The sequence below is a fragment of the Polaribacter staleyi genome (genome assembly GCF_038024045.1).
GTDB classification, from domain to species: domain Bacteria; phylum Bacteroidota; class Bacteroidia; order Flavobacteriales; family Flavobacteriaceae; genus Polaribacter; species Polaribacter butkevichii.
On record NZ_CP150665.1, the window covers coordinates 319,099 to 344,338 of the forward strand.

Below are 25,240 nucleotides of genomic sequence, written 5' to 3' on the forward strand. Positions count from 1 at the left end.
ATTTATTTATTTTAGTAGCGCAAGTACTTCCTCTTTAGAGGGAATTCTACCTTTAATGGTAATAACATCATCAACAACTAATGCTGGTGTAGTCATTACGTTAAACTTCATAATTTCCATGATGTCTTCTACTTTTTCTATAGTAGCATCGATGTTGTTTTCTGAAACTACGTTTTTAACAACTGCTGTCATCGATTGACATTTTGGACAGCCAGTACCTAAAACTTTAATTACTTTACTCATAATTTTAATATTTGTTTATCGCAAATAAGCGATGTAGTTACATAAAAATATCATTCAAAAAATTGTTGAAATAATGATTTAGCGATGCTCCAATTTTTTTGATTGATGCAATACTTTATTTTTGGAGGTTTTAATTCTCCTTGTATAAGTCCCGCATTTTTTAATTCTTTTAAATGCTGAGAAATGGTAGATTGTGCCAACGGAAAAATTTCTACCAAATCTCCCGTAAAACAACACGATTGGTTTTCTAAATGTTTTAAAATGGCAATACGTGTAGGATGCGCCAAAGCTTTTGCTAATTTAGCTAGAGCTTCAGTGTTTTCTTTGGTTGCTAAGGGAGTTAAATTTTTTTCCATAATTCTTATCGTAAATTTACGATAGGTATATGTATTAAAATCTGACATTTATCACCTTTATTAGATTTATGAGAGAATAGTATTAAAGCAATAATCCCACTGATTTCTCAGTGGGATTATATGTGTAAAAAATAGAATGCTTATTTTTTAATATAGTTTTCTGGGATGGCAAAGCTTTTTCTAAAACCTTCCACAAAGTGGATATTAGTAATTTTTGCACTTCCTATTTTATCAGATAAACCTGTTTCTATGTTCCAACCATAATAGCCCCAGTTTGTAGCAAATGGAATGCCATCAATAGTTTTGTAATCTTCATATTTAATAGCATGAGGATCTGCTTCTGCAGCTTCTTTTGTTTTACCAGAGGTAACAATGTAGGCTGCATGCTCTAAAAGGTGTGATTTTTTATCAGCATAAACAATATACCAATCATCTGGAGCATCACCAATATTAGCACCAAAAGTTAACTTTGCAACATCAAAAGTATTTGTTGTTTCATTTGTTTTAAAGTCGTCGTTCCATTTTGTTCCATTGTCATTTAATTTATAAGGAAACAAGAAGAAATAGCTCCAGGTGTATGCATGAAAACGAACTCCTGGATTTTTATCTAAACTAGGAGAAACAAAAATGTTTTCTTTGTTTACAAATATTTCATCTCCATTTTTATACGTTATTCTGGCAATATCAGAAGTAGTAGAAACGGTAATTGTTGCATTAAAAATTTCATTTCCTCCAAATTCAATTGCAGCATCAAATTCAACTGCTTCGTTTTTTAAAAAGGCTTCTTTATTATGTGCTGTTTCAATTTTTTGAGAAAACGTTTTTTCTACAACTACTTTTGATTTTTCTTCAATTTTTTTTGTTGCTTCAGGGGTTTTCTTACAACTTACAATAAGTAATAAACTTGCAAATAATGTAATAATTGTTTTTTTCATGTAATTCGGTTAAATAGATATTAATTGATTGTGATTTCTTGTAATCGGATAAAAAGTAGCAACCTTACATTTTTTTGTAAGAAATTTAAAATATTATTCTTTTGCACCATGTTTTTTTGCGGTTTCTATCCAAAGTTCAGCAATTCCTTTGGTATCTGCGCCTAAACCTCTAGACAAATGTAAAGCAACACCCATTATTAAAACAGCTGCTTTATGCACTTCTTCTAGGGTTTGTAAAGCTCCAAATTCTTCTTGTGCTTTAAGTTGTAATAGATTGTTGTGTTTTTGTGCAAAATCGATAGGATCTTCAATAACTTCTGTTATTTCAGGAATCATTAATGCATCTATCCAATCTTTACCGATTCTTTCTGCTAATTTTTCTGGAAATTCACTGCCCATTTCTCTCCATAAAGAGAGTGTTTTTGTGTCGCCAGAGGCGGATAACCCAGTATCTAACAATAATTCGAAAGCAATATCTGCAATGTTTTGCATTACCTTTAAGTATTCATCTTGTGCTTTTTCAAAAGGTTCTGCACCTTGTCCTTTTAGATACTCTCCAACACTTAATTTTGGTAATTCTAAAACTTCTGCGCAATCTGTTAAGCAAGGAAATTGTGCACCTTCAAAAATATAATGTGCTTTTTCAAATTGTATTTGTCGTCCCAATGGATATAAACGACATGCTAACGGGCGACCTTGATGTACGCTACAGCCCATATTATCTACATACTGACTGCACGCTAGTTGTCCTTTTTTATCTGGTTTTCCGTTAAAGGTTAATCGGATACCTCCAAAATCTGTATATAAATCACGAAATTCTCTCGGACTTACTTTTTTCTCTTTACTAAAACTAAATAACTCCCACGGATTTAACATTACAGCTTTTCCAAAACAACAAGTTCCAGAGCGAGAGCAGGTGAGTGGTAGTATACTTTTTGTGCTCAGTTTTGTAGTTTGCATTCTTAGGATTTTATAGTAATTTTAGTTTGATGTCGATTCAATAATCTTTAAAAAGGATAATTGAATTGAGCTGTAAAGGTATTATTTTTCAATCTTAAATTTATAAGAAATTGTTTTTTAACTTTCTAAAATTTCTAATTGTTGTATAATTTGATTTTCTGTTACGGGATATGTTTTCCCGTCTCTAATAGTTCCATAAACATCATCAAATACTTGCTTATAAGAAGATTTTTTAGAAGTGATATTTTCATGTTTTTTAACTCCTTCATCATTAAAATATGTCAAAATACCTGGAGTATTAGTGCTTTCAATACCAAATAAAGGGTTGGAAGGTTTCATGCCTTCCTGTAACTGTTGTTCCTGAACGTCTGCACGTTGTTTTATGTAAGAACCTTTTGTTCCGTGTAAAATAAATGCAGGTTGTGGTTCGGAAACTAACAGACTTGTTGTAATAAAAACTTGCATGCCTTCTGGATACAATAAATGAAAATGAGCATAATCATCTACTTGTGTATTTGGTCTAAATTTGCCTAAGCTTTTCTTCCATTCTAACGGAGTGCCAAAAAGAGAAATTGCTGCATCTAACAAATGCGGACCTAAATCATAAGATAAACCACTACCAGGAACGGGAGTTTCTTTTGTTACTTTTTCACCAATCACATATTTATAGCGATCATAACGAAGATGAAATTCTACTAGTTTTCCTAATTTATTAGATTCTAATACGTTTTTAACGGATAAAAAATCACTGTCATATCTTCTATTTTGATACGCCAATACGGAACAATTATATTTCTTAGCAGCTGTAAATAATTGTTTCGCTTCGGATGAATTTACAGTAAAAGGTTTTTCTAATAACACATGCTTTTTTGCTTTCAGTGCTTTTAAAGCAAACTCAAAATGAGTGGGATTTGGTGTATTCACAATAATCAATTCAATTTCTGAATCTGCTAAAATTTCATCAATTGTATCGTAGCTTTTTATATCAGAATATATAAGATGTGCTTTCTTTTTAGACCTTTCTACGACAGCACTTAATTCAAAATTTTGATGTTCATCTAAAAAAGGAGCATGAAATATTTGTCCAGACATTCCAAAAGATAAAATCCCTGTTTTTATTACATTATTAGTCATAGAATTGATTTTTTATTCGTGTAATTTATTCGTAAAAGTCGTAGTTAAAAAGTTAATATTCCATTAATGCATTAAACTTACTATTTAAGTTGTAAATATTTAAATTATCATCAAATGCAACCTGAACAGCCAACAGTTTGGTTTCTAATTCAGAAATTTTATTATCAATTTTATTTTTATCTCCAATTACTTTACTTTTTTCTAAAACTTGTTTTAAAGCAGACTGGTAAGTGCTAAAAATTGAGATATACTCCTTACTTAATGACTCTACTTCATCTCGTATAAACTTAGCCTGATTTAATGCATAAGTAGGATACATTAAGTTTTTATTGGTTAAATGATTATTGTAATCTAAAGGTTTTGCACTAATTATTTTATCTACACTTTGCTGTACAATGCCTTTGGTGTAGTGCTTATTTATTACGTTTGTTAAGGTTAATTTTTTATCTTTCTCAGAAATGGCATTTGGGTTTAAAGTATTAGAACGCTCTGTGGTATATTGGGTTAGAAGTAAAACCAAACCTTCTTTTCTAATGTCTAAATTGCCAAGATTTTGTTCAAATTCAGTTTGTGCCTTTGCTAATCCTTCATAATGAACCAAATACACATTTAATGATTTTTTTAAATCGATAACATCATCTATCGAAACATCATTTCCTTTAAGTGCATTGCCCATCACCAAATCTACCACAGATTTTATAGAACTTACCACGGGTATTGCACTGGTTAATTCTTCAGTTAAAGGAGATTTTATAATGTTATCTATAAATAGAAGAAATTTAGATTTTTTGACACCATTAATTTTTCGATTCCCTTTTATAATTTCATTTTCTAAAATTTCGGCAATTTCTTCGGATAAAGAAAAACCTAAATCTGAGTTTTCAGGATTGTTTAAACTAGAAATTTGAGTAAGATAATCGCTAGTGGCATCCAATTGTTTTATCGCGTTTAAACTAGCGTTTGATGCAAAAACAAATTCGGTTGTGTTTATTATTTTTTTTCTTCGTTGCTCTAATTGTTTCTTTAAACTAAAAAGCTCTGCATCAGAAAACTCCTTAATAATTTTGTTATTAGACTTCATTAATTCTTCAAAATTATTTACTTTAAGAACAATGGTATCTAATTTTTCTTTTGTTTTTAAAAGTTCAAAATAGTTTTTATAAATTACATTTAATGAGTCTTTATTATTTTGTCCGCTTACAATTGATGTAGAAATAAGGATAATAATTGTCAGTAGTTTTTTCATAAGATAGATTGTTCTTGGTTCAAGTTCCTTAAAATATTAATTTTGACGTAACTTCAAAATTCATGCCTTTAATCAGAAGTGAGCGAAATTAGCTTTTTTGAGTTAAATTATCAAATTGAAAAAAGACTGCTTTTAATTGCCTTTAATCCTTTCCCATAGTTCTGATAACAACTTTTTACCATCACTTTTTTCTTTGGGTTCTTCTATAAAAAACGGAACTCCGTTTTCATCAATTTCAATTTTATATTTAAAAACAAAATTCTCTGCATTTGGTTTTATGCTTAAAGCTCCGAATCGTAAATCATTAAAATACAAAACACCTTCTTTTTTATTGATGGTGTACCAACCTTTAGAAATAGCAATCATACGTTTTACTTTAGGTTGATGTATCAAATCACCTAACAACTCATGATTTTTAGGATAACTAGAAAACTCAATAGAATTTTTATCAAAAAAAGAAGAATGACCAATTAAAAAAGCATTTTCTGTTTCTACATTGGCAGTCCATAAAATGGTGTTTAATGGCGTTGGTTTTGTTTCTATTTCTTTGTATAGAATATGTTGTGTTGCTAATTCTTTGGTAAACGTTTGGTAAGAAATACCTTTTAAAACCAATGTTAGTACTAAATAAGAACTGCTGATAATGAGCCCTAAATTATTATAAAAACGTCTTTTTTTAGATTCCTTTTTCTGACGCATTGCCAAGACTAAAAGAACCAAAAAAGGGATGGTGTATAATGGATCTACTACAAAAACGTTTTTGAAAGCCAATCGAATATCTAAAGGCCAAAAAAGCTGTGTGCCCCAAGTAGTTTGTGCGTCTAAAATAGGATGTGTTATAAAAGCCCAAAAGAAAAGCCACGACCAATCTTTAAGATTTTTGTATTTCTCATATCGTGTAACTATAAAAGCAAAAATAGGGGCGAAGAGTAACGAAAAAAAGATAGAATGCGTAAAGCCTCTATGCATTTCTAAAGCGGTAACTTTATCTGTAAAGAAAGCAGAAAGCACATCTAAATCTGGTATTGTACCTGCAATTGCACCATACAACATGGCTTTATTACCAATTTTTCTTCCTAAAACAGCTTCACCAACTGCAGCACCTAAAACTATTTGTGTTAATGAATCCAATGTTTAAAATGTATTTAATGATTAGTAACTTTTTCTAAACTTTTTTTCGACAGAAAAATTAATCAAGTTCATAAAGTTTTCATGCACTCCTAAAGTAATGTCTAGTTTTAGTTCTTCTATAAATTTTAAAATTAAGTTAGAGTTAAACTGTAAATCAGGAATAGAAATATAATTTTCAAAAATATCGCCTATAGTTTTGTAATACAACGTCTCAAAAGAATTTAAGTTCTCTGGCTTTTGTGTAACGTATTCGTAAGACTTTACATTAAAAGATTCTAAAACATCACCTACATAATCTTTATGTAAGATTTGGGTAGGGTTTACAATATTCAATTCTTTAATCTGCGGATTTAAAAAAGCGTATAAAATGGCTTTAGAAACAAAATCTACCGGCACAATATTTAAGCCACTTTTTTTATCAATCCAAATTCTAAAAGCATCTTTAGATTTGGTAGCATATTTTGCTAAAAAGATAGCCCAAGAATAAAAAACATCAAATTTTGGTGTTTCAAAAAAAGGTTTGTGAATTAAACGACCACAAATAATACTGGGTCTTAAAATCTGAGAAGCAATGTTTTTAGAAGCACAGGTTTCTTTTACAAAACGTTCACTTTCGTATTTAGATTGCTCATATGGGTTTCTAAAATTGGTTACCGTGTGGTTTCCGATAGTGTCATTTACTTTTTCATTTTGTATGCCAAAAGAATACGCAGTACTAATGTATAAAAAACGAGTTACACGTTTTGGTAACTGCTCTAAAAGTTGTTTGGTGACCAAATAATTCTGAGAATGAACTGTTTTTTTAGAATCGCTTGTACTAGATAAATTGGTAGAACCTGCACAATGAATTACAGTATCAAAATCATATTTATCTAAAACCTCTTTGCTAATTGTAGCTAAATCATTCGGAATTATAGTGATTTTTTCTAAACAAGCTTCAATAGTAAAATCATTTAAAAAATCTGGACGAGACGCGTCTTGTAAGACAGCTAACAAACGTTGTTCTGCTGTTTTTTCATTGGCTCTTATTACTACAAAAAGATGCTGTACCGTTTTATCTACAATGGCTTTATGTAACCATTCAAAAATAATATGACTCCCAACAATTCCGGTTCCTCCAGTTAATAAACAATTCATGTTTTTTTTGATAAAATTTCAATAGGTGATTTAATAAAAAAAATAGTTGTCTTAAAACAGACAACTATTTTTCCGCTTGAGCGAAGTAGAAAGGTATAGTTATTATAACTTATAAAGTTCTCGACTGCGCTCGAACGGACATACTAATATTTTTTTAGAGAACTTCTAAAATGTTTTTATTTTATCCTTTGTAAAAGGGAAGTTTTACAATTGTTGCCGGAATCGCTTTTTTACGAACCTGAATATGAATTTGTGAACCTGCTTTAGACAAGATTCTTGGTACATATCCCATTCCAATTCCTTTATTTAAACAAGGGCTCATAGTACCAGAAGTTACCACACCAATTACGTTTCCGTTTCCGTCTACAATATCATAACCATGTCTTGGTACACCTCTTTCATCTAGTTCAAAAGCAACCAATCTTCTTTCTGGCTTGTGCTCTTTTTCTTTCGCTAAAGCTTCTGCATTTACAAAGTCTTTGGTAAATTTAGTAATCCAACTTAAACCTGCTTCAATTGGTGATGTTGTATCGTCAATATCGTTGCCGTATAAACAATATCCCATTTCTAAACGTAAGGTATCTCTTGCAGCTAAACCAATTGGCTTAATTCCGAAATCAGCACCAGCTTCAAAAACTTTGTTCCAAATTTGTGCTACTTCTTCATTTTTACAGTAAATTTCAAATCCTCCAGAACCTGTATAACCTGTTGCAGAAATAATTACATTTTCGATACCAGCAAAATCACCTATTTTAAATTTATAAAAAGGGATGCTAGCTAAGTCTACAGAAGTTAAATCTTGCATTGCTTCTACAGCTTTTGGTCCTTGAATAGCTAATAAAGAATAATCTTCAGATAAGTTTTTTAAATCAGCATTAAACTCTTTATTATATGTAGAAATCCAATTCCAATCTTTATCTATATTAGAAGCGTTTACCACTAATAAATACGTATTTTCTTTAATTTTATAACAAATTAAATCATCTACAATTCCGTTTTCTTCATTAGGAAAACAACTGTATTGAGCATCGCCAATGGCAAGTTTAGAAGCATCATTAGAAGTTACTTTTTGTATTAAAGCCAAAGCATTTTCTCCTTCAACCAAAAATTCTCCCATGTGGCTAACGTCAAAAACACCAACAGACTCTCTTACGGTTAAATGTTCTGCTGTAACTCCTTCATATTGTACAGGCATATTGTAACCAGCAAAAGGAACCATTTTAGCACCTAAAGCAACGTGAATATTATTTAATGCAATATTTTTCATGTATAGATTTCTTAAAATTTCAGCTAAATTATTGAAAAAATTGGAATTATCTATCACTAATAGTTTGTTAATATTTTTAGATAGAAAATAATAAATGTTACATTTGATTTTCTCAAAAAATAAAATCACTTTTATGAAAGTTTTTAAATTTTTATGTACCGTTTTTTTACTAGTTAGCCTAAATACTGTAGCACAAGTACCTACAGATTTTTTATCGAAAGAATTTCATAAAGAAAGGCGCGAAATTTTGCGTTCTAAAATGCCACAAAATTCTGTAGCGGTTGTATTTGCTAATCCTATTAGAAATAGAGCCAATGATGTAGATTATGTGTTTCATCAAGATCCAAACTTTTATTATTTAACCGGTTATAGAGAACCCAATGCGGTTTTAGTGTTGTTTTCGGAAAACCAAACAAATGCAGACGGAGCTTCTTATAATGAAATATTATATGTTCAGAAAAAAGATGCGCAAGCAGAAATGTGGTACGGAACACGTTTGGGAGCAGTGGGAGCAGCAAAAGAATTGGGTTTTAATGATGTAATGACTGGAGAAGATTTTATAAAAACACAAATTGATTTTAAGAAATTTAATCGAGTGTTTATAGAAAAGTTTAACGACGATTATAGAAATTCAACTAGAAACAAAGCAGAAATTTACGATTTAGTTGCTAGCTTTAAAGAAGTATCAGGGTTTCATAAAATACAATTTTTGCCAGAACATGTAGAAAAAGTGCATCAAGCTATTGCAAATGTTCCTGAAAAAAATAGAATTGAACTTTCAAAAAAAATCAATCAAGAACTTAGACGATATCCAGAATTAAAAAAAGATAAGTTAATCATGGATTTTGCAAGTGCAAAAAATGATAATGAGTTAAAGGATTATCAACAAAAAATTAGTCTGCACCTAAAAGCTAAAAAAGAGAATAATTTCGATTTTTCTTTCTTACCCAATAATTTAGCTACGTTAAGAGAAGTGAAGACAGAAGAAGAAATAAAACTATTAACCAAAGCAATCAGAATTTCTGCCATTGGTCAAATAGAAGTAATGAAAGCAATGAAACCGCACATGTCTGAAACCGAATTACAGGGAATTCATGAGTTTGTATATAAAAAATACGGAGCAGAATACGAAGGTTATCCGTCTATTGTAGGTGCCGGAAATAATGGGTGTATTTTACATTATATAGAAAATAATAAAACAAAAATTGGCAACGATTTAGTTTTGATGGATTTAGGTGCGGAGTACAGAGGTTATACAGCAGATGTAACACGTACAATTCCTGCCAACGGAAAATTTACAAAAGCTCAAAAAGAAATTTACAATATTGTTTATAAAGCACAAGAAGCAGCTATTAAATTATATGTTGTAGGCGGTAGCATGCAGGCACCAAACAGAGCGGCAGTAAAAATAGTAAACGAAGGATTGTTTCAACTAGGCATTATAAAATCTGTAAATGAAAGACATAATTATTTGCCACACGGAACCATACATCATATTGGTTTAGACGTGCACGATCCAGGAAATTATAATAACTTTGAAGAAAATATGATTGCGACCATAGAACCTGGAATTTACATTCCTGAAGGTAGTAATTGTGATAAAAAATATTGGGGAATTGGTATTCGAATAGAAGATGATATTTTAATAACCAAAAATGGGCCTGTAAACCTTTCAGCAGAAGCACCTAGAACCGTAAAAGAAATAGAAAAAATGATGGCAAAAAAGTCCGTTTTAGACGATTTTGTATTACCAAATTTAGATAAATAATGAGCACAGAACAACCCAATAATCCGTTACACGGTATAAAATTAGCTACCATGTTAGAGCAATTGTTTAAAGAATATGGATGGGAAGAATTAGGAGATATTTTAAATATTAATGCATTTAAAAACAATCCTACTTATAAATCGAGTTTAAAATTTTTAAGAACTACACCCTGGGCAAGAGAAAAAGTAGAGCGTTTTTATTTAAAAAACATGATTAAATAATTTTTTTAGAAGCTATTTCTTGCTTTTCGTTATATCTTTTTATAGTTGTCATTACGAAGGGGTTTTTTTGTTAGCGGCGATAATTTATTATTTAGAATCGTAATAACTTTTTTTATAAAGGCTATAAAAAGGATGCCACTGCAATCAAGGCTAAACTTGTTTGTTAGCTATTATAAATTAAGAGGCTCTATGTTATTCCGATTGAAGTACGAAGAGGAATCTAGAAGTATCATGAGATTTCTCAATAGCGAAAAAGCTCATTTCGAAATGATATAGGAGAAAAAAGAATAAATGAGGCAATTTAATCTTTCAATAGTTGCATCAGTTTATCAGTTCCAACACTTGCTAGCTCTTTAATAATGGTTAAATTATTAAAATGACTACTAGAAACAGATGGTTTTGGATCTATAAAATAAATAGGTGTATTGGGTTTTACATAATCTACTAAACCTGCTGCCGGATAGACTTGCATAGAAGTACCAATAATAACCAAGATATCTGCTTTTTTAGTTATTTCTATAGCTTTATCTAACATCGGTACCATTTCTCCGAACCAAACAATATGAGGTCTTAATTGGCTTTTTTTAGGACATAAATTACCTAAAATTAAATCTTTTTTCCAATCTAAAATAATAGTTTCATCAGCAGAACTTCTTACTTTTAAAAGTTCGCCATGTAAATGCGTTACATTTTTACTGCCAGCACGTTCATGCAAATCATCTACATTTTGTGTGATAATTTCTACATTAAAATCTTTTTCTAATTCCATTAAATTAACATGGCCTTTGTTGGGATTAACGTTTAACAATTGCTTTCTGCGTTCGTTGTAAAAATTTAAAACTAATTCTGGGTTTGCAGCAAAACCTTCTGGAGAAGCAACCTCCATAACATTATGACCTTCCCATAAACCATCTGCATCTCTAAAGGTTTGTATGCCGCTTTCTGCGGAAATTCCTGCTCCAGTTAAAACAACTAATCTTTTCATGAGAGTATCGATTTTTGTATTTTTATAAATTCTACAATGAAGATAAAAATAATAATTTTAAGTTTGTAAGTATGATTGATGAAAAACTATTAAATTACTTTGAAACCTATTTAACAGATAAAAGAAAAGATCTTTTTAAAAAGGTTTTAGAAGATAGAACCCGTCATTTTACAGTGGTTTTAGAAGATATTTTTCAGCCTCATAATGCAAGTGCAGTAGTTAGAACTGCAGATATTTTTGGTGTACAAGATGTGCATGCTATAGAAAATAAGTATACCAATAAAGTTTCTAGACACGTTGCAAAAGGTTCTCAAAAATGGATTACCTCTAGACGTTATAAAAAGGACGGAGATAACACTAAAATTTGTTTAGATAATTTACGAGAACAAGGATATCAAATTATTGCAACAACGCCTCATAATGATTCTTGCTTGTTACAAGATTTTGATATCACTAAAAAATCGGCATTTGTATTTGGAGTAGAAGCAGAGGGGGTTTCTGATTATGTAAAAGAACAGGCAGATGGTTTTTTAAAAATACCAATGGTTGGTTTTACAGAAAGTTTAAATATTTCTGTAGCTGCAGCCATTATTTTACAAGATGTAACCACAAAATTAAGAAATTCTGATGTTGATTGGCAATTAACCAAAGAAGAAAAAGACGTTTTGTATTTTAATTGGGTTAAAAAAACAATTAAAAATGTTGATAAAATTGAAAAATATTATCACCAAAATTTAAAAGAAGAATAATCTTTTTTTTATTTAACTAAGGTTCTTAAAGATTAACATTGCTTAAAATAGATTCCTGCTTTCGCAGGAATGACAACAAAATATTTTTAGAATATTCTTTTAAAGAATATTACTCCACAATTACTTTTTGTATAGTTGCAGAAGAATCGCAACGTTTTACCAATAAACTTACTTTTTCTAACTCTTTTGTTCCTGTAATATAGTATTCGGCACAAGGTTTTTGTCTTGGGTTACTTTTTCCAAAATCAACATCACCAGTATATAAAATGGTGTTTATTTTTAAAGTATCTATATTAAATTTATGCATGGCATTTTTAGCATCTTCAGAAAACAAACGCTTTCTAATTCTAATTGTTTTTAATGTTCTTGCATCCATTCCGTAATCAAAAGTTGCTTGTTTCTTTTGCCAGAAAAAATACACACCAATACAACCTAATGATAAACCTACTAAATAATAACCTATTCTTTTAATGAGCATTGTAAAATTTTGAAATGCAAATTTAGTTTTTTTATTCAGTTATCAATAATTTAACTTATGAACTTATTAAAGAAAAGTGAGATTTAAAAGTTGCTTCTTTTCCTTCTTTTGTATATTTTAATACAAACCAATAATCGGTATTAGGCATTTTGTTTCCATTATTATTAAAACCATCCCATCCAGATTCACTTGGTTTTATTATTTTTAAGAGTTTACCATATCTATCGTAAATATGAATGGTTGCCTTTAAATCGTCTTTTAAATCATAAATATTCCATTGGTTATTATTAGGATTAAAAAATTTAGGATAATTTAAAGCAACAAAGTCAAGTGTTATCTCTTCGCAAATACCCGTAAGATCTTTTATAATAACCGTATAAGTTCCTGGTTTGATGTTTAAAAATTTATTTGAAGTTTGAAAAGGTCCGTTTTCTAAAGAATACACGTAATTTCCTAGACCTTGATTAATAGTGGCTATTTCTACGGCATACAAATCAGAAAAATTATCAGTTAAAAACTCAACTTCAAACTTAGGAATAGAACTTTCTATAATGACTTCTTTTGGATGATAATCGCAATCGGAATTACTTAAAGGGATTATTTTTTTAGCTTCAATAGTATATGTACCTGCCTGTGTAGCGTTCCAATCTGCAATAGAATTTGTATTTAATAAATTTCCTGCTAAATACCATTTTATGTCATAAATGGTTGGGTCTAATCCTGTTTCTATTAAAAAAGGATTGTTTGTTATGTTAGTACTATGGTCTACACAGATAGCGCCACCAAGTACATTTAAATTTAATAATGGATATATTGTAATGTTAAATTCATCATCGATAAAACAAGCTGGGTGTTCTTTTTGATAGGCATGTACGTAAATAGTTTGTGTAATGGTTCCTTTACTTAAATTTTTAATAGTGTATGCTGTTGGATCAATTAATTCTGTTTTATTGAAATCGCTATAATATTCTACAATTATATTAGGAATTGTTATTGTTGGTAGTGTAACAGATCCACATTTATCGATATCTTTTAAAGTTCCTAAATCTGGTTTAGCAAATACCGTTATTGTGAACGAACTTCTATTTTGACAAGGAGTAAATCTTGTATCATCTCCAATAATATAAATAGTTTGGGTTGAATCAATGATATCTCCTGCATTTAAGGGTTCAGTTTTATTACTGTTTTTATAATAAGTACCTGGTTTTGTTAGTGGCGGTAACTCATAAGATTCACAGGCTTTTACATCTTCAAAAACATCTACTTTAACGTCTAAAATATTTACAGTAAAAACTTTTTCATTGGCACAGGTTGCAATATCTGGATCTTGATTAAATATGTAAACATCTTGCGTTTCTTCTATAGCTTCACCAGGTTTTAATTCTGTACCAGCTCCGTTAGCTTCTGTAAAAAACTTTCCGCCAAAACTTAATGTTGGTAAAATATATGGTTCGCATACTTTAACATCAAAAAAATCAGGGATGGTTGGTATGGGTTTAATTGTTACCATAAAACTTGTTTCGGCATCACAAAACTCATTGGTATTGTAGATGTAAATTCTCTGTGTTTTACTTATTTCGTCACCCTGGAATAAAGGAGTACCAGAGCCATATCTACCAGTAAAATAACTACCGTTTACTAAAGGAGGTAGTGTAGGTAAATCATCTTCACACCTTATAATATCGTCTATTGTATCTACTTCGGGAAGCGGGTTAATTGTAATTGTAATTTCAAATCCTGTACAATTAGTCGTGGTTGTTATTTCATCAGCGTAATAATATACGGTTTGTGTGCTTGTTATATTTGTTCCTGTTGGTATTTCAGTATCACGAGTACTATCTGTATAATATTTTCCGTTAGCTAAAGTAGGTACTCTATAGTTGCCACAAGCTGTAATATCTGTATATTCTGCAGGGTCTATAATTGTTATTTTAAAAGAACTTTCATCAGAACAACCGGAGTCTGTATCGATATTGTAAATGTAGATATCTTTGGTTGCGTCAATGATATCTCCAGCATTTAAAGGGGTTCCAGAACCATTTGAACCTGTATAGTAGTTTCCATTCGTTAAAGGTTTTAAGGTTGTTGTTCCGCAAGTAATTATATCATCTATCGTATCTACTAAAGGTAGTGGATGAATAATTAGGTTGAATGGAGTGTCTTGACAAACGGTACTATTTAATTCGGAATAAAAATATACAGTTGTATTTTCTGTTAAGATGGTACCAACTGGAATTTCGTCAACACCATTTTGTTTTTTATAAAATTTTCCTAAAGAAGTATTTGGAATTTTATATGAGCCACAGTGCTCTAACGGAATGTCAAAGTTTGTTGCAAAAGAAATTTTAAAAAATGATTGTGCACTACATCCTGTAGCTGAATTTTTATTGAATATATATATAATTCGATCGCTATCATTTTTAATTATTTCACCAGCAGATAATTTTGTTCCGCCTCCAGATGGAGCCGTAAAATATTCACCATTTGTTAGTGTTGGTAATGTATATTCATCACAAACTTGCACATCTGGTAAATCATCAACCAAAGGTATTTCGCTAATTTCTACATTAAAATCAACAACATCAAAACAAACCTTATTTTTATTAGATAATCTAGCCCAAAGTGTAAATGCTTTATTTGTTATAGGGTAATCTGTTGAATTTGTTATTGGGTTGTCATCATTTTTAGCATCTTCTTCTGTGGTAAAGTAATTGATATTATAATTTTTAGGATCTAATTCATTTAGTATTTTAGAATCTATAGTATTTGGAATATTAATGGTTGTGTTGTCTGTACAAATTTTAACATCATCGGGTTTGGTTGCTTTAATAGGTCTGATAACTATTTCATCACTTAATTGGCAGCTAAAATCGGTTAAAGAAGTTATTTTTAATTTGTAGGTACCAGGACTATTAACCATTATTTTTATTCCAGTTTCTGTTAAAGGAATCCCGTTTTTTGTCCATTCAAATTTATAATTATCTGTTTTAGAAAATCCAGAGTCTAGGGTAATTTCTTCTCCATCACAAAGTTCTTTATCTATACCTAGGTCTAAAATGTTGCTGAAACTACCTGGTTCTATAAAAACAGCAGAATCATAATCTGAATTACCATAGTCTCCAATAACAAATTTTATTTGATATTCATTATTAGGAATTACAGTGGCAGTGGCATTTAGTAATTTTGTAAACCCCCTCATATTAATGGTGGAATTGTCTCTATTATTAACGTAATAGGATCCAAATAAATCAACATTACTTGAAGCACAAATTCCATTATGTTGATTATCTTTAACGTTTTTAACAGAGATACTTGTATCAGATTCGGGTATTGTTGCAATATTAACAGTTTCTCCTGTGCTTACATTTGTTAATATAATAGCAAATAAATCTCTACTTTCACATTGAAATTCTCCATATTCATTAGAAGCAAATATGTAATTAAAACTAATTATTTTACTTATAGGGGTAAAATTAAATTTTAAAAAAGCAACATCGGTAATGTTGGACACACCTCCTTCTTGTTCATTGATTGTTTGTAGGTCAGAATCTCCATTACTAGAAATTTTACTACTTAAATTTGTATCAGTAAAAGACCCTTCTGTTTGTTTAGCAATTCCATTTCTAATAATAATTCCTTTTCTTATAGGAAAACTACCGCCGTTATTATTAAAATTAGCAACAGATTTGTTTGATGAAATAATAAAATTAGATTTTGAGATACAAGTATTCTCTATAAGCTGATTTGCAAGTTGTTCTTCTGTATAAGAGGTGTCATCTATACTTACGGTTTGAGAAAATAAAGAAGTCGTAATTATTAAAGAAGTAACAAAAACGAAAATTTTAAAAAATCTATTTAGAGGGGATTTCATTTAAGCTAATTGTTTGAGGATTATAATTATCTAAAAATAATCAATAAAAACAAGACAGCAAAAAAAGAACCTAAAGAATTAATAAGTTAATGTCTCTAAAAGGTAAATCGAACCAATCGGCAACAGTTCTGTTAGTCAGAATTCCGTGATAAAAATACATTCCATTTCGTAAACTTTTATCAAAACGAGCAGCATTTTCAAAACCACCTTCTTCAGCAATATTTAACAAGTATGGCGTAAATATATTACTAATAGATAAAGAAGCTGTTCTTGCATAGCGAGCAGGAATATTGGGTACACAATAATGTACAACTCCATGTTTTATAAAAGTAGGTGTTTTATGTGTAGTTACATTAGAGGTTTCGAAACAGCCACCTCTATCTATGCTAACATCTATAATAACGGCACCTTCTTTCATGGTTTCTATCATTTCTTCTGTAGCACAAATAGGCGATCTATTTTTACCTCTAATAGCTCCAATGGCTACATCGGCACGCATTAATGCTTTTGCAACAGATTTTGGTTGTAAGGTAGATGTGTAAATAGGTGCGTTAAGGCAATTTTGTAATTTGCGTAATTTGCTAATAGAATTGTCAAAAACTTTTACTCTTGCACCTAATCCTATTGCTGTTTTTGCGGCATATTCTCCAACCGTTCCTGCCCCAAAAATAACAACACTAGAAGGCGGAACACCACCAATATTACCTAGTAACAATCCATTACCTTTGTTAATTCCGCTCATTAATTCTGCAGCAATTAATACAGAAGCTGTACCTGCAATTTCACTTAAAGATTTTACAATAGGATAGGTATTATGATCATCTTTTATATAATCGAAAGCCACTGCTGTAATTCGTTTTTTTGCAAGACATTCAAAGTATTTTTTATTTTGAGTTTTAAGTTGTAAAGAAGAAATAAGAATAGCCTGTGGATTCATATATTCAATTTCTCTTTCTGTAGGTGGCGCTACTTTTAAAACAATATTGCATTTAAAAGCTTCTTCTATATCATAAGATATTTTTGCTCCTGCTTCAGAGTATTCTCTATCTGCATAATTGGCATGATCTCCCGCACCTGTTTCCACCACAATTCTATGACCGTGTGCACATAAAGCAGAAACGGCATCTGGCGTTAAGCAAACACGCTTTTCCCCTAAATAAGTTTCTTTGGGTAAGCCTATAAAAAGTTCTCCTTTTTGTCGTTTAATTTCTAGCATTTCTTCTTGCGGAAGTAATTCTTCTTTACTGAAAGGAGAAAATGAACTCATAGTTTGGTTATTTTAGTTGAATATTTCGTTGGTTATCATTTAAAATTGATAAATGAATTTGAACAGCATCTAAAGGTAATAAATTTTCTATATTTTCTGGCCATTCTACCAAACACCAAGCATTATTATCAAAATATTCTTCAATTCCCATGTCTAGTGCTTCCTCTTCGTCTTCAATTCTGTAAAAATCAAAATGAAAAACACTTTCGTTTTTTGAGGTTTGATATTCATTTACTAGCGAAAAAGTAGGGGAAGAGATGGTGTCTAAAACACCAAGTTGTTTACAAATTTCTTTAATTAATGTTGTTTTTCCAACGCCCATTTGTCCGTAAAATAACAGTGTTTTATTTTCTACGGATGCAATAAGTTCTGATGCAACTTCAGATAAGTTTTTTAAAGAATAGTTTTTGTTCATAGTACAAAAATAAGAAATCTGACAAGTTATTTAAACCTGTCAGATTTTTTTATGATGAATTTACGCTAGCAAATTAGTTTAGCCCTGATTGAACGGCTTGTTTGAGCTCTTTTTTATTCCTTTTTAGGATAAAAAAAGCGAGTAGTGAAAGCAGGAAATAGCTTCTAATTATGTCTACTTAGGGCTATAAACCGCACATGGTATAATCATTTCTTCAAGAGAAACGCCTCCGTGTTGATAGGTGTTTTTATAGTATTTTACAAAGTGATTAAAGTTATTTGGATAGGCAAAAAATAGGTCTTCTTTTGCAAAAACAAAAGAACTATTCATTGCAATGGTTGGTAAAAATATGTCTTTAGGATTTTTTACAGCATATACATCTTTGTCTTCGTAGGTAAGGCTTTTACCTGTTTTGTAGCGCAGGTTTGCACTAATGTTTTTATCGCCAATTACTTTTGTAGGGTGCTTGCAATTTATGGTTCCGTGATCTGTGGTAATAATTAATTTCTGACCTAATTGTTGTGCTTTTTGTATAATTTCGAACAAAGGAGAGTTTTTAAACCAGCTTAAAGTAAGACTTCTGTAAGCTTTGTCATCTCCTGCCAATTCTTTTATTACTTCCATTTCTGTTTTAGAATGTGATAGCATATCAACAAAATTATACACCACAGCCGTTAAATCGTTTTGTTTAGTGCCATTGTAATTATCAGCGAGGTCTTTACCGTTTTTTAGGTTGGTAATCTTATAATATTCGTGTGTTATTTTTAAGCCTAAACGTTTTATTTGTGCAGATAAAAAATCGTTTTCGTGTAAATTCATCCCCCCCTCATCTGTGTCGTTTTTCCAAAAATTTGGATGACGTTTTTCCATTTCTGATGGCATTAATCCAGAAAAAATGGCATTTCTAGCATACTGTGTTGCTGTTGGTAGAATAGAAAAATAAGAATGTTCTTCGTCTTTTTTATAATAATTATTAATTAATGGTTCTAAAATTCTGTATTGATCGTAACGTAAATTATCAATCACAACCCATAAAACACCTTGGTCTTTACTTAATTGTGGCACTACATAGTCTTTAAATAAAGTATGAGAAAAAGTTGGCTTGTCATGAGCTGTTAAATAATCTTCATAATTTTTTTTGATAAATTTAAAAAACTGACTGTTGGCTTCTTGTTTTTGACTCTCTAAAATACCTAACATACCAGGATCGCTAATGTTTTCTAATTCTAGTTCCCAATGCACCAATTTTTTATAGAGGTCTATCCATTCTTCATAAGAATTTACCATAGCTAAATCCATAGAGATTTTTCTAAATTCTTGTTGATAGCTAGATGTTGTTTTTTCAGAGACCAGACGAGAATTATCTAAGTTCTTTTTTAAACTTAATAATATCTGACTTGGGTTTACTGGTTTTATTAAATAATCTGCAATTTTAGAACCAATTGCCTCTTCCATTATATATTCTTCCTCACTTTTAGTAATCATTACAACAGGCAAATTTGCTTGTTTTTGTTTAATTTCTGCAAGTGTGTCTAAACCTGTTAAACCAGGCATATTTTCATCTAAAAATACAATATCAAAATTTTGTTCTGCAACTAAATCAATAGCATCTGCGCCATTTGTACAAGTAGTTACGTTGTAATTTTTGCGTTCTAAAAAAAGAATATGAGGTTTTAATAATTCTATCTCATCATCAACCCATAAAATCTGTATACTGCTCATTTTTCGTTTATAATTTTAACATTTAACGATAAAAGTAACCAATTGTTATACCTTTTTGGTTTTAAAAATGATAAAATATTGCCAATTTTGTTTTCACTTCTAATTGGTGTAATTTCATTTTTTTTGAAACCAATAAATTTGAATTTCATATTTTTATAAATACCTCTTTTTTATAAAAATAATTGCGTTTAGAAAAATCTAAAAGTATAAATTTGTTAATTCGTGGCATTAATTTGTAATTTGCCATGGATTGATAAAAAAATCTCCTTTTGAAGAAAAAAAAACATAATAAGTTAAAGATATTAAATGATCCTATTTATGGGTTTATACAAATACCTAATACTTTAATTTTTGATTTAATAGAACACCCATATTTTCAGCGTTTAAGAAGAATTGCACAAATGGGTTTTTCTAATTTAGTGTATCCAGGTGCAAACCACACTCGTTTTCATCATGCAATTGGTTGCATGCATTTAATGCAAAAAGCAGTAAGGGTTTTACGTTTTAAAGAAATAGAAATTTCTAACGAGGAAGAAAATGCAGTTTACATCGCTATTTTATTACACGATATTGGGCATGGTTCTTTTTCGCATGCGCTAGAACATAGTATTGTAAATGGCATTTCTCATGAAGAAATATCATTAAAATTTATGCAAAAGTTAAATGATGAATTTAATGGGAAATTAGATTTAGCTATAGAAATTTTTGAAGGAAAATATCATAGAAAATTTCTTTGTAAATTAATTTCTAGTCAGTTAGATATCGATCGATTAGATTACTTAAAACGAGACAGTTTTTATACAGGTGTTACAGAAGGTAATATTTCTTCAGACAGGTTAATTGCCATGATGAATGTAAAAGATGACGAGTTAGTTATAGAAGGGAAAGGTATTTATTCTGTAGAAAATTTTTTAATTGCCAGACGTTTAATGTATTGGCAAGTGTATTTGCATAAAACAGGTTTGGTTGCAGAAAATATGTTGGTAAATGTTTTAAAAAGAGCAAAAGAATTAGCTGAAAAAGGTGTGGAGCTATATGCAAGTACTTCTTTAAGTTATTTTTTATACAACAAAATATCGCAAGAAAATTTTACCATAGAAACTTTAGATATGTTTTCTAAATTAGATGATTATGATGTAATGTCTGCAATAAAAGAATGGACAAATCATAGTGATAAAATTTTATCACTATTGTCTAATATGATTGTAGATAGAAAATTGTTGCGTATAGAAATTCAGCAAGATTCTTTTAGAAAAGGTTATCTTGATGAAAAATTAAATAAGGTTTCTAAAAAGTTTGATATTCCTAAAGAAGACAGTAATTACTTTGTTTTTTCACAGAAGATAACGAATCAAGCTTATAGTACAAATAAACCGATACATATCTTAAATAAAAAAGGAAAATTAATGGATATTGCAAAAGCTTCAGATCAATTAAATCTTTTAGCACTTACAAATCCAGTCGTAAAATATTTTATTTGTTATCCAAAGTAATAAGGATATTAGCCAAATCGTTATAATTTTTATATTTTTGCCTCTAATGAAATTTACAGCACAAAAAATAGCAGAGATTTTAGAAGGTGATATTATTGGAAATCCCAATGTAGAAGTTTCTAAATTAACTAAAATAGAAGAAGGAGAAAAAGGTGCATTAACCTTTCTTTCTAATCCAAAATACAATTCTTTTTTATACAAAACAAATGCTTCAGTTGTTATTGTTAATAAGACTTTTCTGCCAGAAAAGGACTTTAATGCAACACTTATAAAAGTAGAAAATGCTTATGAAGCATTTTCTCAAATACTAGCATTTTATAATGAAGTGAAAAATAATAAGTTGGGTAGAGAAGTACCCAATTTTATTTCAGATTCAGCAAAAATTGGTGAGAATGAATATATTGGAGCTTTCGCATATATAGGCGAGAATGTAGTTCTTGGAGAAAATGTAAAGATTTATCCGAATGCTTACATTGGTGATAATACTGTAATAGGTAACAATAGTATTATATTTTCTGGAGTGAAAATTTATTCTGAAACAGTAATAGGTACTAATTGTAAAATACATTCTGGTAGTATTATAGGTGCAGATGGTTTTGGTTTTGCGCCAAATAAAAACGGAGAATATAAAGCCATACCTCAGATAGGTAATGTTATTATAGAAGACAATGTAGATATTGGATCTGCTTGTACAATAGATAGAGCCACTATGGGATCTACTATTATACGAGAAGGTGTTAAGTTAGATAACCAAATACAAGTTGCTCATAATGTAGAAATAGGTAAAAATACGGTAATTGCTGCTCAAACAGGAATTGCTGGTTCTACCAAAATTGGTAAAAACTGTATGATTGGCGGACAAGTAGGTTTTGTTGGTCATATTACTGTAGGTAATAATGTAAAAATTTTAGCCCAAGCAGGTATCTCTAAAAACTTAAAAGATAATGAGATTGTAAACGGATCGCCAGCCTTTAAAATACAAGATTTTAATAAAAGTTCTGTCTATTTTAGAAATTTACCTAAAATGGCCTCGAAAATTAATAATATAGAAAAAGAGTTGAAGACTCAAAAATCAATCATAAATGAGTAAGAAACAAAAAACGATTCAGAAAGAAGTAAGTTTATCAGGTGTTGGTATTCACACAGGTAATACAGTAAACATGACTATAAAACCTGCACCAATAAATCATGGCTTTGCTTTTAGTAGAGTAGATTTAGAGGGGGCGCCAATTATAGCTGCAAAGGCAGAATATGTTGTAAACACCCAAAGAGGAACAAATCTAGAAAAAAATGGTGTTCAAATTCAGACTTCAGAGCATGTTTTGGCAGCTGCTGTAGGTTTAGATATAGATAACCTTTTAATAGAACTAGATTCTTCTGAACCTCCAATTATGGATGGTTCTTCTAAATACTTTGTAGAAGCTTTAGAAAAAGCAGGAATCGAAGAACAAGATGCTGATATTGAGGAGTATGTAGTGAAAGAAATTATATCTTTTAAAGATGAAGTTTCTGGTAGTGAAATTATTTTAATGCCATCTGATGAATACCAAGTTACGGCTATGGTAGATTTTGGTACCAAAATATTAGGAACTCAAAATGCAAATTTAGAGAAGATTTCTGATTTTAAAGAAGAAATTGCTGCAGCAAGAACGTTTAGTTTTTTACACGAAATTGAAATGCTTTTAGAGCACGACCTTATTAAAGGAGGTGATTTAAATAATGCTATTGTTTATGTAGACAAAGAATTGTCTGCCGAAACCATGGAAAAATTAAAAAAAGCATTTAAAAAAGAAGATATTGCTATTAAACCAAATGGTATTTTAGACAACCTAACTTTACATTGGGCAAATGAAGCTGCAAGACATAAGTTATTAGATGTTATTGGAGACTTAGCTTTAGTTGGTATTCGTATTAAAGGAAAAGTAATTGCCAATAAACCAGGACACTTAATTAATACTCAATTTGCTAAAAAATTAGCAAAAATTATTAAATTAGAAAAAAGAAACAATGTTCCTTCGTATGATTTGAATTTACCTCCTTTATTGGACATTCATCAAATTATGGACATTCTTCCTCACAGACCACCGTTCTTATTAATTGATAGAATTATAGAACTTTCTGATAAACATGTTGTTGGAATGAAGAATGTAACCATGAACGAAAACTTTTTTGTAGGTCATTTTCCAGGTTCACCAGTAATGCCAGGAGTTTTACAAGTAGAAGCCATGGCACAGTGTGGTGGAGTTTTAGTGTTAAATACAGTTCCAGATCCAGAAAATTACTTAACGTACTTTATGAAGATGGATAATGTAAAATTTAAACAAAAAGTTTTACCCGGAGATACTATCATCTTTAAATGTGAGTTAATAACTCCTATTAGAAGAGGGATTTGTCACATGCAAGCGTATGCTTATGCAAATGGAAAGTTAGTTGCAGAAGCAGAATTAATGGCACAAATTGCTAGAAAAAAATAAAGTATGAATCAACCACTAGCGTATGTACATCCGCAAGCAAAAATAGCTAGAAATGTAGTTATAGAACCATTTACAACTATTCATAATAATGTAACTATCGGTTCTGGTACTTGGATAGGATCTAATGTAACTATAATGGAAGGCGCTAAAATTGGCGAAAATTGTAGAATTTTTCCAGGGGCAGTTATTTCTGCAATACCTCAAGATTTAAAATTTAATGACGAGGAAACTACCGTAGAAATAGGTAACAATGTTACTATTAGAGAATGTGTTACCATCAATAGAGGTACGGCAGATAGAATGAAAACAAAAATAGGAGACAACTGTTTAATTATGGCTTATTGCCATATTGCACACGATACTCTTGTTGGCGATAATTGTATTTTTTCTAACAATACAACTTTAGCAGGTCATGTAACTATTGGAGACAACGTTGTGTTGGCAGGTATGGTTGCTGTACATCAATTTGCATCTGTAGGTAATCATGCTTTTGTAACCGGAGGTTCTTTGGTTAGAAAAGACGTACCTCCGTTTGTTAAAGCAGCAAGAGAACCACTTTCTTATGTTGGTATGAACTCTGTAGGATTACGCAGAAGAGGGTTTACCACAGAAAAAATAAGAGAGATTCAAGATATTTACAGAATACTTTTTCAAAAAAATTATAATAATTCCCAAGCAATCGATATCATAGAAGCAGAAATGGAAGCAACTCCAGAACGCGATGAAATCATTCAATTTATTAAAGATTCGCATAGAGGAATTATGAAAGGATATTATAAAGCTAATTAAAAAACAGAAATGGCAACAACATCAGATATTAGAAATGGATTGTGTATTAAATACAATAACGATATATACAAAATAGTAGAATTTTTACATGTTAAACCAGGTAAAGGTCCTGCATTTGTAAGAACAAAATTAAAAAGTGTTACCAATGGTAAGGTAGTAGATAATACGTTTCCTGCAGGAAGAAAAATAGATGATGTAAGAGTAGAAACACACAAGTTTCAGTTTTTATATCATGATGGAGAGTTTTATCATTTTATGAACGAAGCAGATTATTCTCAGATTCGTTTATTAGAAGCTGCTCTAGATAATCCTGGATTAATGAAAGAAGGAGAAATTGTTACTATTATTATCAATTCTGAAGATAATATGCCACTTTCTGTAGATTTACCAGCAAGTGTTATTTTAGAAGTTACACATGCAGAACCTGGTGTTAAAGGAAATACAGCAACAAATGCTACAAAACCTGCAACGGTAGAAACAGGAGCTATAGTAAATGTACCATTGTTTATTAATGAAGGTGATAAAATTAAAATAGAAACCACTAAAGGTACTTACCAAGAACGTATTAAAGAATAGATTTCAGTTTGCAGTAAACAGTC

General features: G+C 30.3%; 23 protein-coding genes. 8 read left to right on the forward strand and 15 right to left on the reverse strand.

The genetic code is table 11. The annotated features are described in order from the left end of the window. Positions 1 to 6 precede the first annotated feature (6 nt). The 9 genes from WHD07_RS01115 to gcvT all read right to left on the reverse strand — a co-directional run bounded on the left by WHD07_RS01115 (position 7) and on the right by gcvT (position 8,409). On the reverse strand, positions 7 to 243 hold the full coding sequence (locus WHD07_RS01115; protein ID WP_343329704.1) for a thioredoxin family protein: 237 nt from the start codon (positions 241 to 243) through the stop codon (positions 7 to 9). 50 nt (positions 244 to 293) lie between these two features. Continuing rightward, entirely contained in the window at positions 294 to 599 is a 306-nt protein-coding gene (locus tag WHD07_RS01120) for a metalloregulator ArsR/SmtB family transcription factor (RefSeq protein WP_343329705.1), read from the reverse strand. A 140-nt stretch (positions 600 to 739) separates the two neighbouring features. Further along, positions 740 to 1,534: a hypothetical protein gene (locus WHD07_RS01125; RefSeq protein ID WP_343329706.1), complete on the reverse strand. Its 795-nt coding sequence runs from the start codon at positions 1,532 to 1,534 to the stop codon at positions 740 to 742. 93 nt (positions 1,535 to 1,627) lie between these two features. After that, a complete protein-coding gene (locus WHD07_RS01130; protein WP_343329707.1) occupies positions 1,628 to 2,494 on the reverse strand; it encodes a YkgJ family cysteine cluster protein in 867 nt (288 codons plus the stop codon). Between the two features lie 117 nt (positions 2,495 to 2,611). After that, positions 2,612 to 3,628, reverse strand: coding sequence for a Gfo/Idh/MocA family oxidoreductase (locus WHD07_RS01135; protein ID WP_343329708.1), 1,017 nt, complete (start codon positions 3,626 to 3,628; stop codon positions 2,612 to 2,614). A 52-nt stretch (positions 3,629 to 3,680) separates the two neighbouring features. Continuing rightward, positions 3,681 to 4,874, reverse strand: a complete 1,194-nt coding sequence (locus tag WHD07_RS01140) for a hypothetical protein (RefSeq protein WP_343329709.1) — start codon at positions 4,872 to 4,874, stop codon at positions 3,681 to 3,683. 132 nt (positions 4,875 to 5,006) lie between these two features. Further along, a complete protein-coding gene (locus WHD07_RS01145) occupies positions 5,007 to 6,005 on the reverse strand; it encodes a metal-dependent hydrolase (RefSeq protein ID WP_343329710.1) in 999 nt (332 codons plus the stop codon). A 21-nt stretch (positions 6,006 to 6,026) separates the two neighbouring features. Beyond that, entirely contained in the window at positions 6,027 to 7,142 is a 1,116-nt protein-coding gene (locus WHD07_RS01150; protein ID WP_343329711.1) for an SDR family oxidoreductase, read from the reverse strand. A 181-nt stretch (positions 7,143 to 7,323) separates the two neighbouring features. Then, complete coding sequence (gene gcvT / locus WHD07_RS01155) at positions 7,324 to 8,409, reverse strand: glycine cleavage system aminomethyltransferase GcvT (protein ID WP_343329712.1); 1,086 nt, start codon at positions 8,407 to 8,409, stop codon at positions 7,324 to 7,326. 133 nt (positions 8,410 to 8,542) lie between these two features. Between gcvT and WHD07_RS01160 the strand changes: the two genes are divergently transcribed. Then, positions 8,543 to 10,177, forward strand: coding sequence for an aminopeptidase P N-terminal domain-containing protein (locus tag WHD07_RS01160; RefSeq protein WP_343329713.1), 1,635 nt, complete (start codon positions 8,543 to 8,545; stop codon positions 10,175 to 10,177). Continuing rightward, entirely contained in the window at positions 10,177 to 10,398 is a 222-nt protein-coding gene (locus tag WHD07_RS01165) for a VF530 family DNA-binding protein (RefSeq protein WP_068448094.1), read from the forward strand. Before WHD07_RS01160 ends, WHD07_RS01165 begins: the two co-directional genes overlap by 1 nt. A 301-nt stretch (positions 10,399 to 10,699) precedes the next feature. On the opposite strand, the gene WHD07_RS01170 is transcribed toward WHD07_RS01165, so the two are convergent. Beyond that, entirely contained in the window at positions 10,700 to 11,383 is a 684-nt protein-coding gene (locus WHD07_RS01170; RefSeq protein WP_343329714.1) for an NAD-dependent deacylase, read from the reverse strand. Between the two features lie 71 nt (positions 11,384 to 11,454). Here WHD07_RS01170 and WHD07_RS01175 point away from each other — a divergent pair, with 71 nt between their 5' ends. After that, positions 11,455 to 12,132, forward strand: a complete 678-nt coding sequence (locus tag WHD07_RS01175) for an RNA methyltransferase (RefSeq protein ID WP_343329715.1) — start codon at positions 11,455 to 11,457, stop codon at positions 12,130 to 12,132. Positions 12,133 to 12,241: 109 nt separating this feature from the next. On the opposite strand, the gene WHD07_RS01180 is transcribed toward WHD07_RS01175, so the two are convergent. From WHD07_RS01180 to WHD07_RS01200, 5 genes are all read right to left on the reverse strand, one after another. Further along, positions 12,242 to 12,610 (reverse strand): DUF4258 domain-containing protein, encoded by a 369-nt coding sequence (locus WHD07_RS01180; protein WP_105048499.1) that lies wholly within the window; start codon positions 12,608 to 12,610, stop codon positions 12,242 to 12,244. A gap of 55 nt (positions 12,611 to 12,665) precedes the next feature. Further along, complete coding sequence (locus WHD07_RS01185) at positions 12,666 to 16,481, reverse strand: choice-of-anchor L domain-containing protein (protein ID WP_343329716.1); 3,816 nt, start codon at positions 16,479 to 16,481, stop codon at positions 12,666 to 12,668. Positions 16,482 to 16,551: 70 nt separating this feature from the next. Further along, positions 16,552 to 17,748, reverse strand: a complete 1,197-nt coding sequence (locus tag WHD07_RS01190; RefSeq protein WP_343329717.1) for an alanine dehydrogenase — start codon at positions 17,746 to 17,748, stop codon at positions 16,552 to 16,554. Between the two features lie 7 nt (positions 17,749 to 17,755). Further along, on the reverse strand, positions 17,756 to 18,163 hold the full coding sequence (tsaE, locus tag WHD07_RS01195) for a tRNA (adenosine(37)-N6)-threonylcarbamoyltransferase complex ATPase subunit type 1 TsaE (protein ID WP_343329718.1): 408 nt from the start codon (positions 18,161 to 18,163) through the stop codon (positions 17,756 to 17,758). Positions 18,164 to 18,337: 174 nt separating this feature from the next. Continuing rightward, positions 18,338 to 19,885, reverse strand: coding sequence for a bifunctional response regulator/alkaline phosphatase family protein (locus WHD07_RS01200; protein WP_343329719.1), 1,548 nt, complete (start codon positions 19,883 to 19,885; stop codon positions 18,338 to 18,340). 269 nt (positions 19,886 to 20,154) lie between these two features. On the opposite strand from WHD07_RS01200, the gene WHD07_RS01205 reads away from it, so the two are divergent. The 5 genes from WHD07_RS01205 to efp are packed head-to-tail and all read left to right on the forward strand — an operon-like array spanning position 20,155 to position 25,217. Next, positions 20,155 to 21,378, forward strand: a complete 1,224-nt coding sequence (locus WHD07_RS01205) for an HD domain-containing protein (protein ID WP_343329720.1) — start codon at positions 20,155 to 20,157, stop codon at positions 21,376 to 21,378. Between the two features lie 46 nt (positions 21,379 to 21,424). Then, positions 21,425 to 22,468, forward strand: a complete 1,044-nt coding sequence (gene lpxD, locus WHD07_RS01210; RefSeq protein WP_343329721.1) for a UDP-3-O-(3-hydroxymyristoyl)glucosamine N-acyltransferase — start codon at positions 21,425 to 21,427, stop codon at positions 22,466 to 22,468. Then, positions 22,461 to 23,852, forward strand: a complete 1,392-nt coding sequence (locus WHD07_RS01215) for a bifunctional UDP-3-O-[3-hydroxymyristoyl] N-acetylglucosamine deacetylase/3-hydroxyacyl-ACP dehydratase (protein WP_343329722.1) — start codon at positions 22,461 to 22,463, stop codon at positions 23,850 to 23,852. The genes lpxD and WHD07_RS01215 overlap by 8 nt, the downstream gene beginning before the upstream one ends. A 3-nt stretch (positions 23,853 to 23,855) precedes the next feature. Next, a complete protein-coding gene (lpxA, locus tag WHD07_RS01220) occupies positions 23,856 to 24,641 on the forward strand; it encodes an acyl-ACP--UDP-N-acetylglucosamine O-acyltransferase (protein WP_343329723.1) in 786 nt (261 codons plus the stop codon). Between the two features lie 9 nt (positions 24,642 to 24,650). Further along, a complete protein-coding gene (gene efp, locus WHD07_RS01225) occupies positions 24,651 to 25,217 on the forward strand; it encodes an elongation factor P (RefSeq protein WP_105048508.1) in 567 nt (188 codons plus the stop codon). Positions 25,218 to 25,240: the final 23 nt, after the last annotated feature.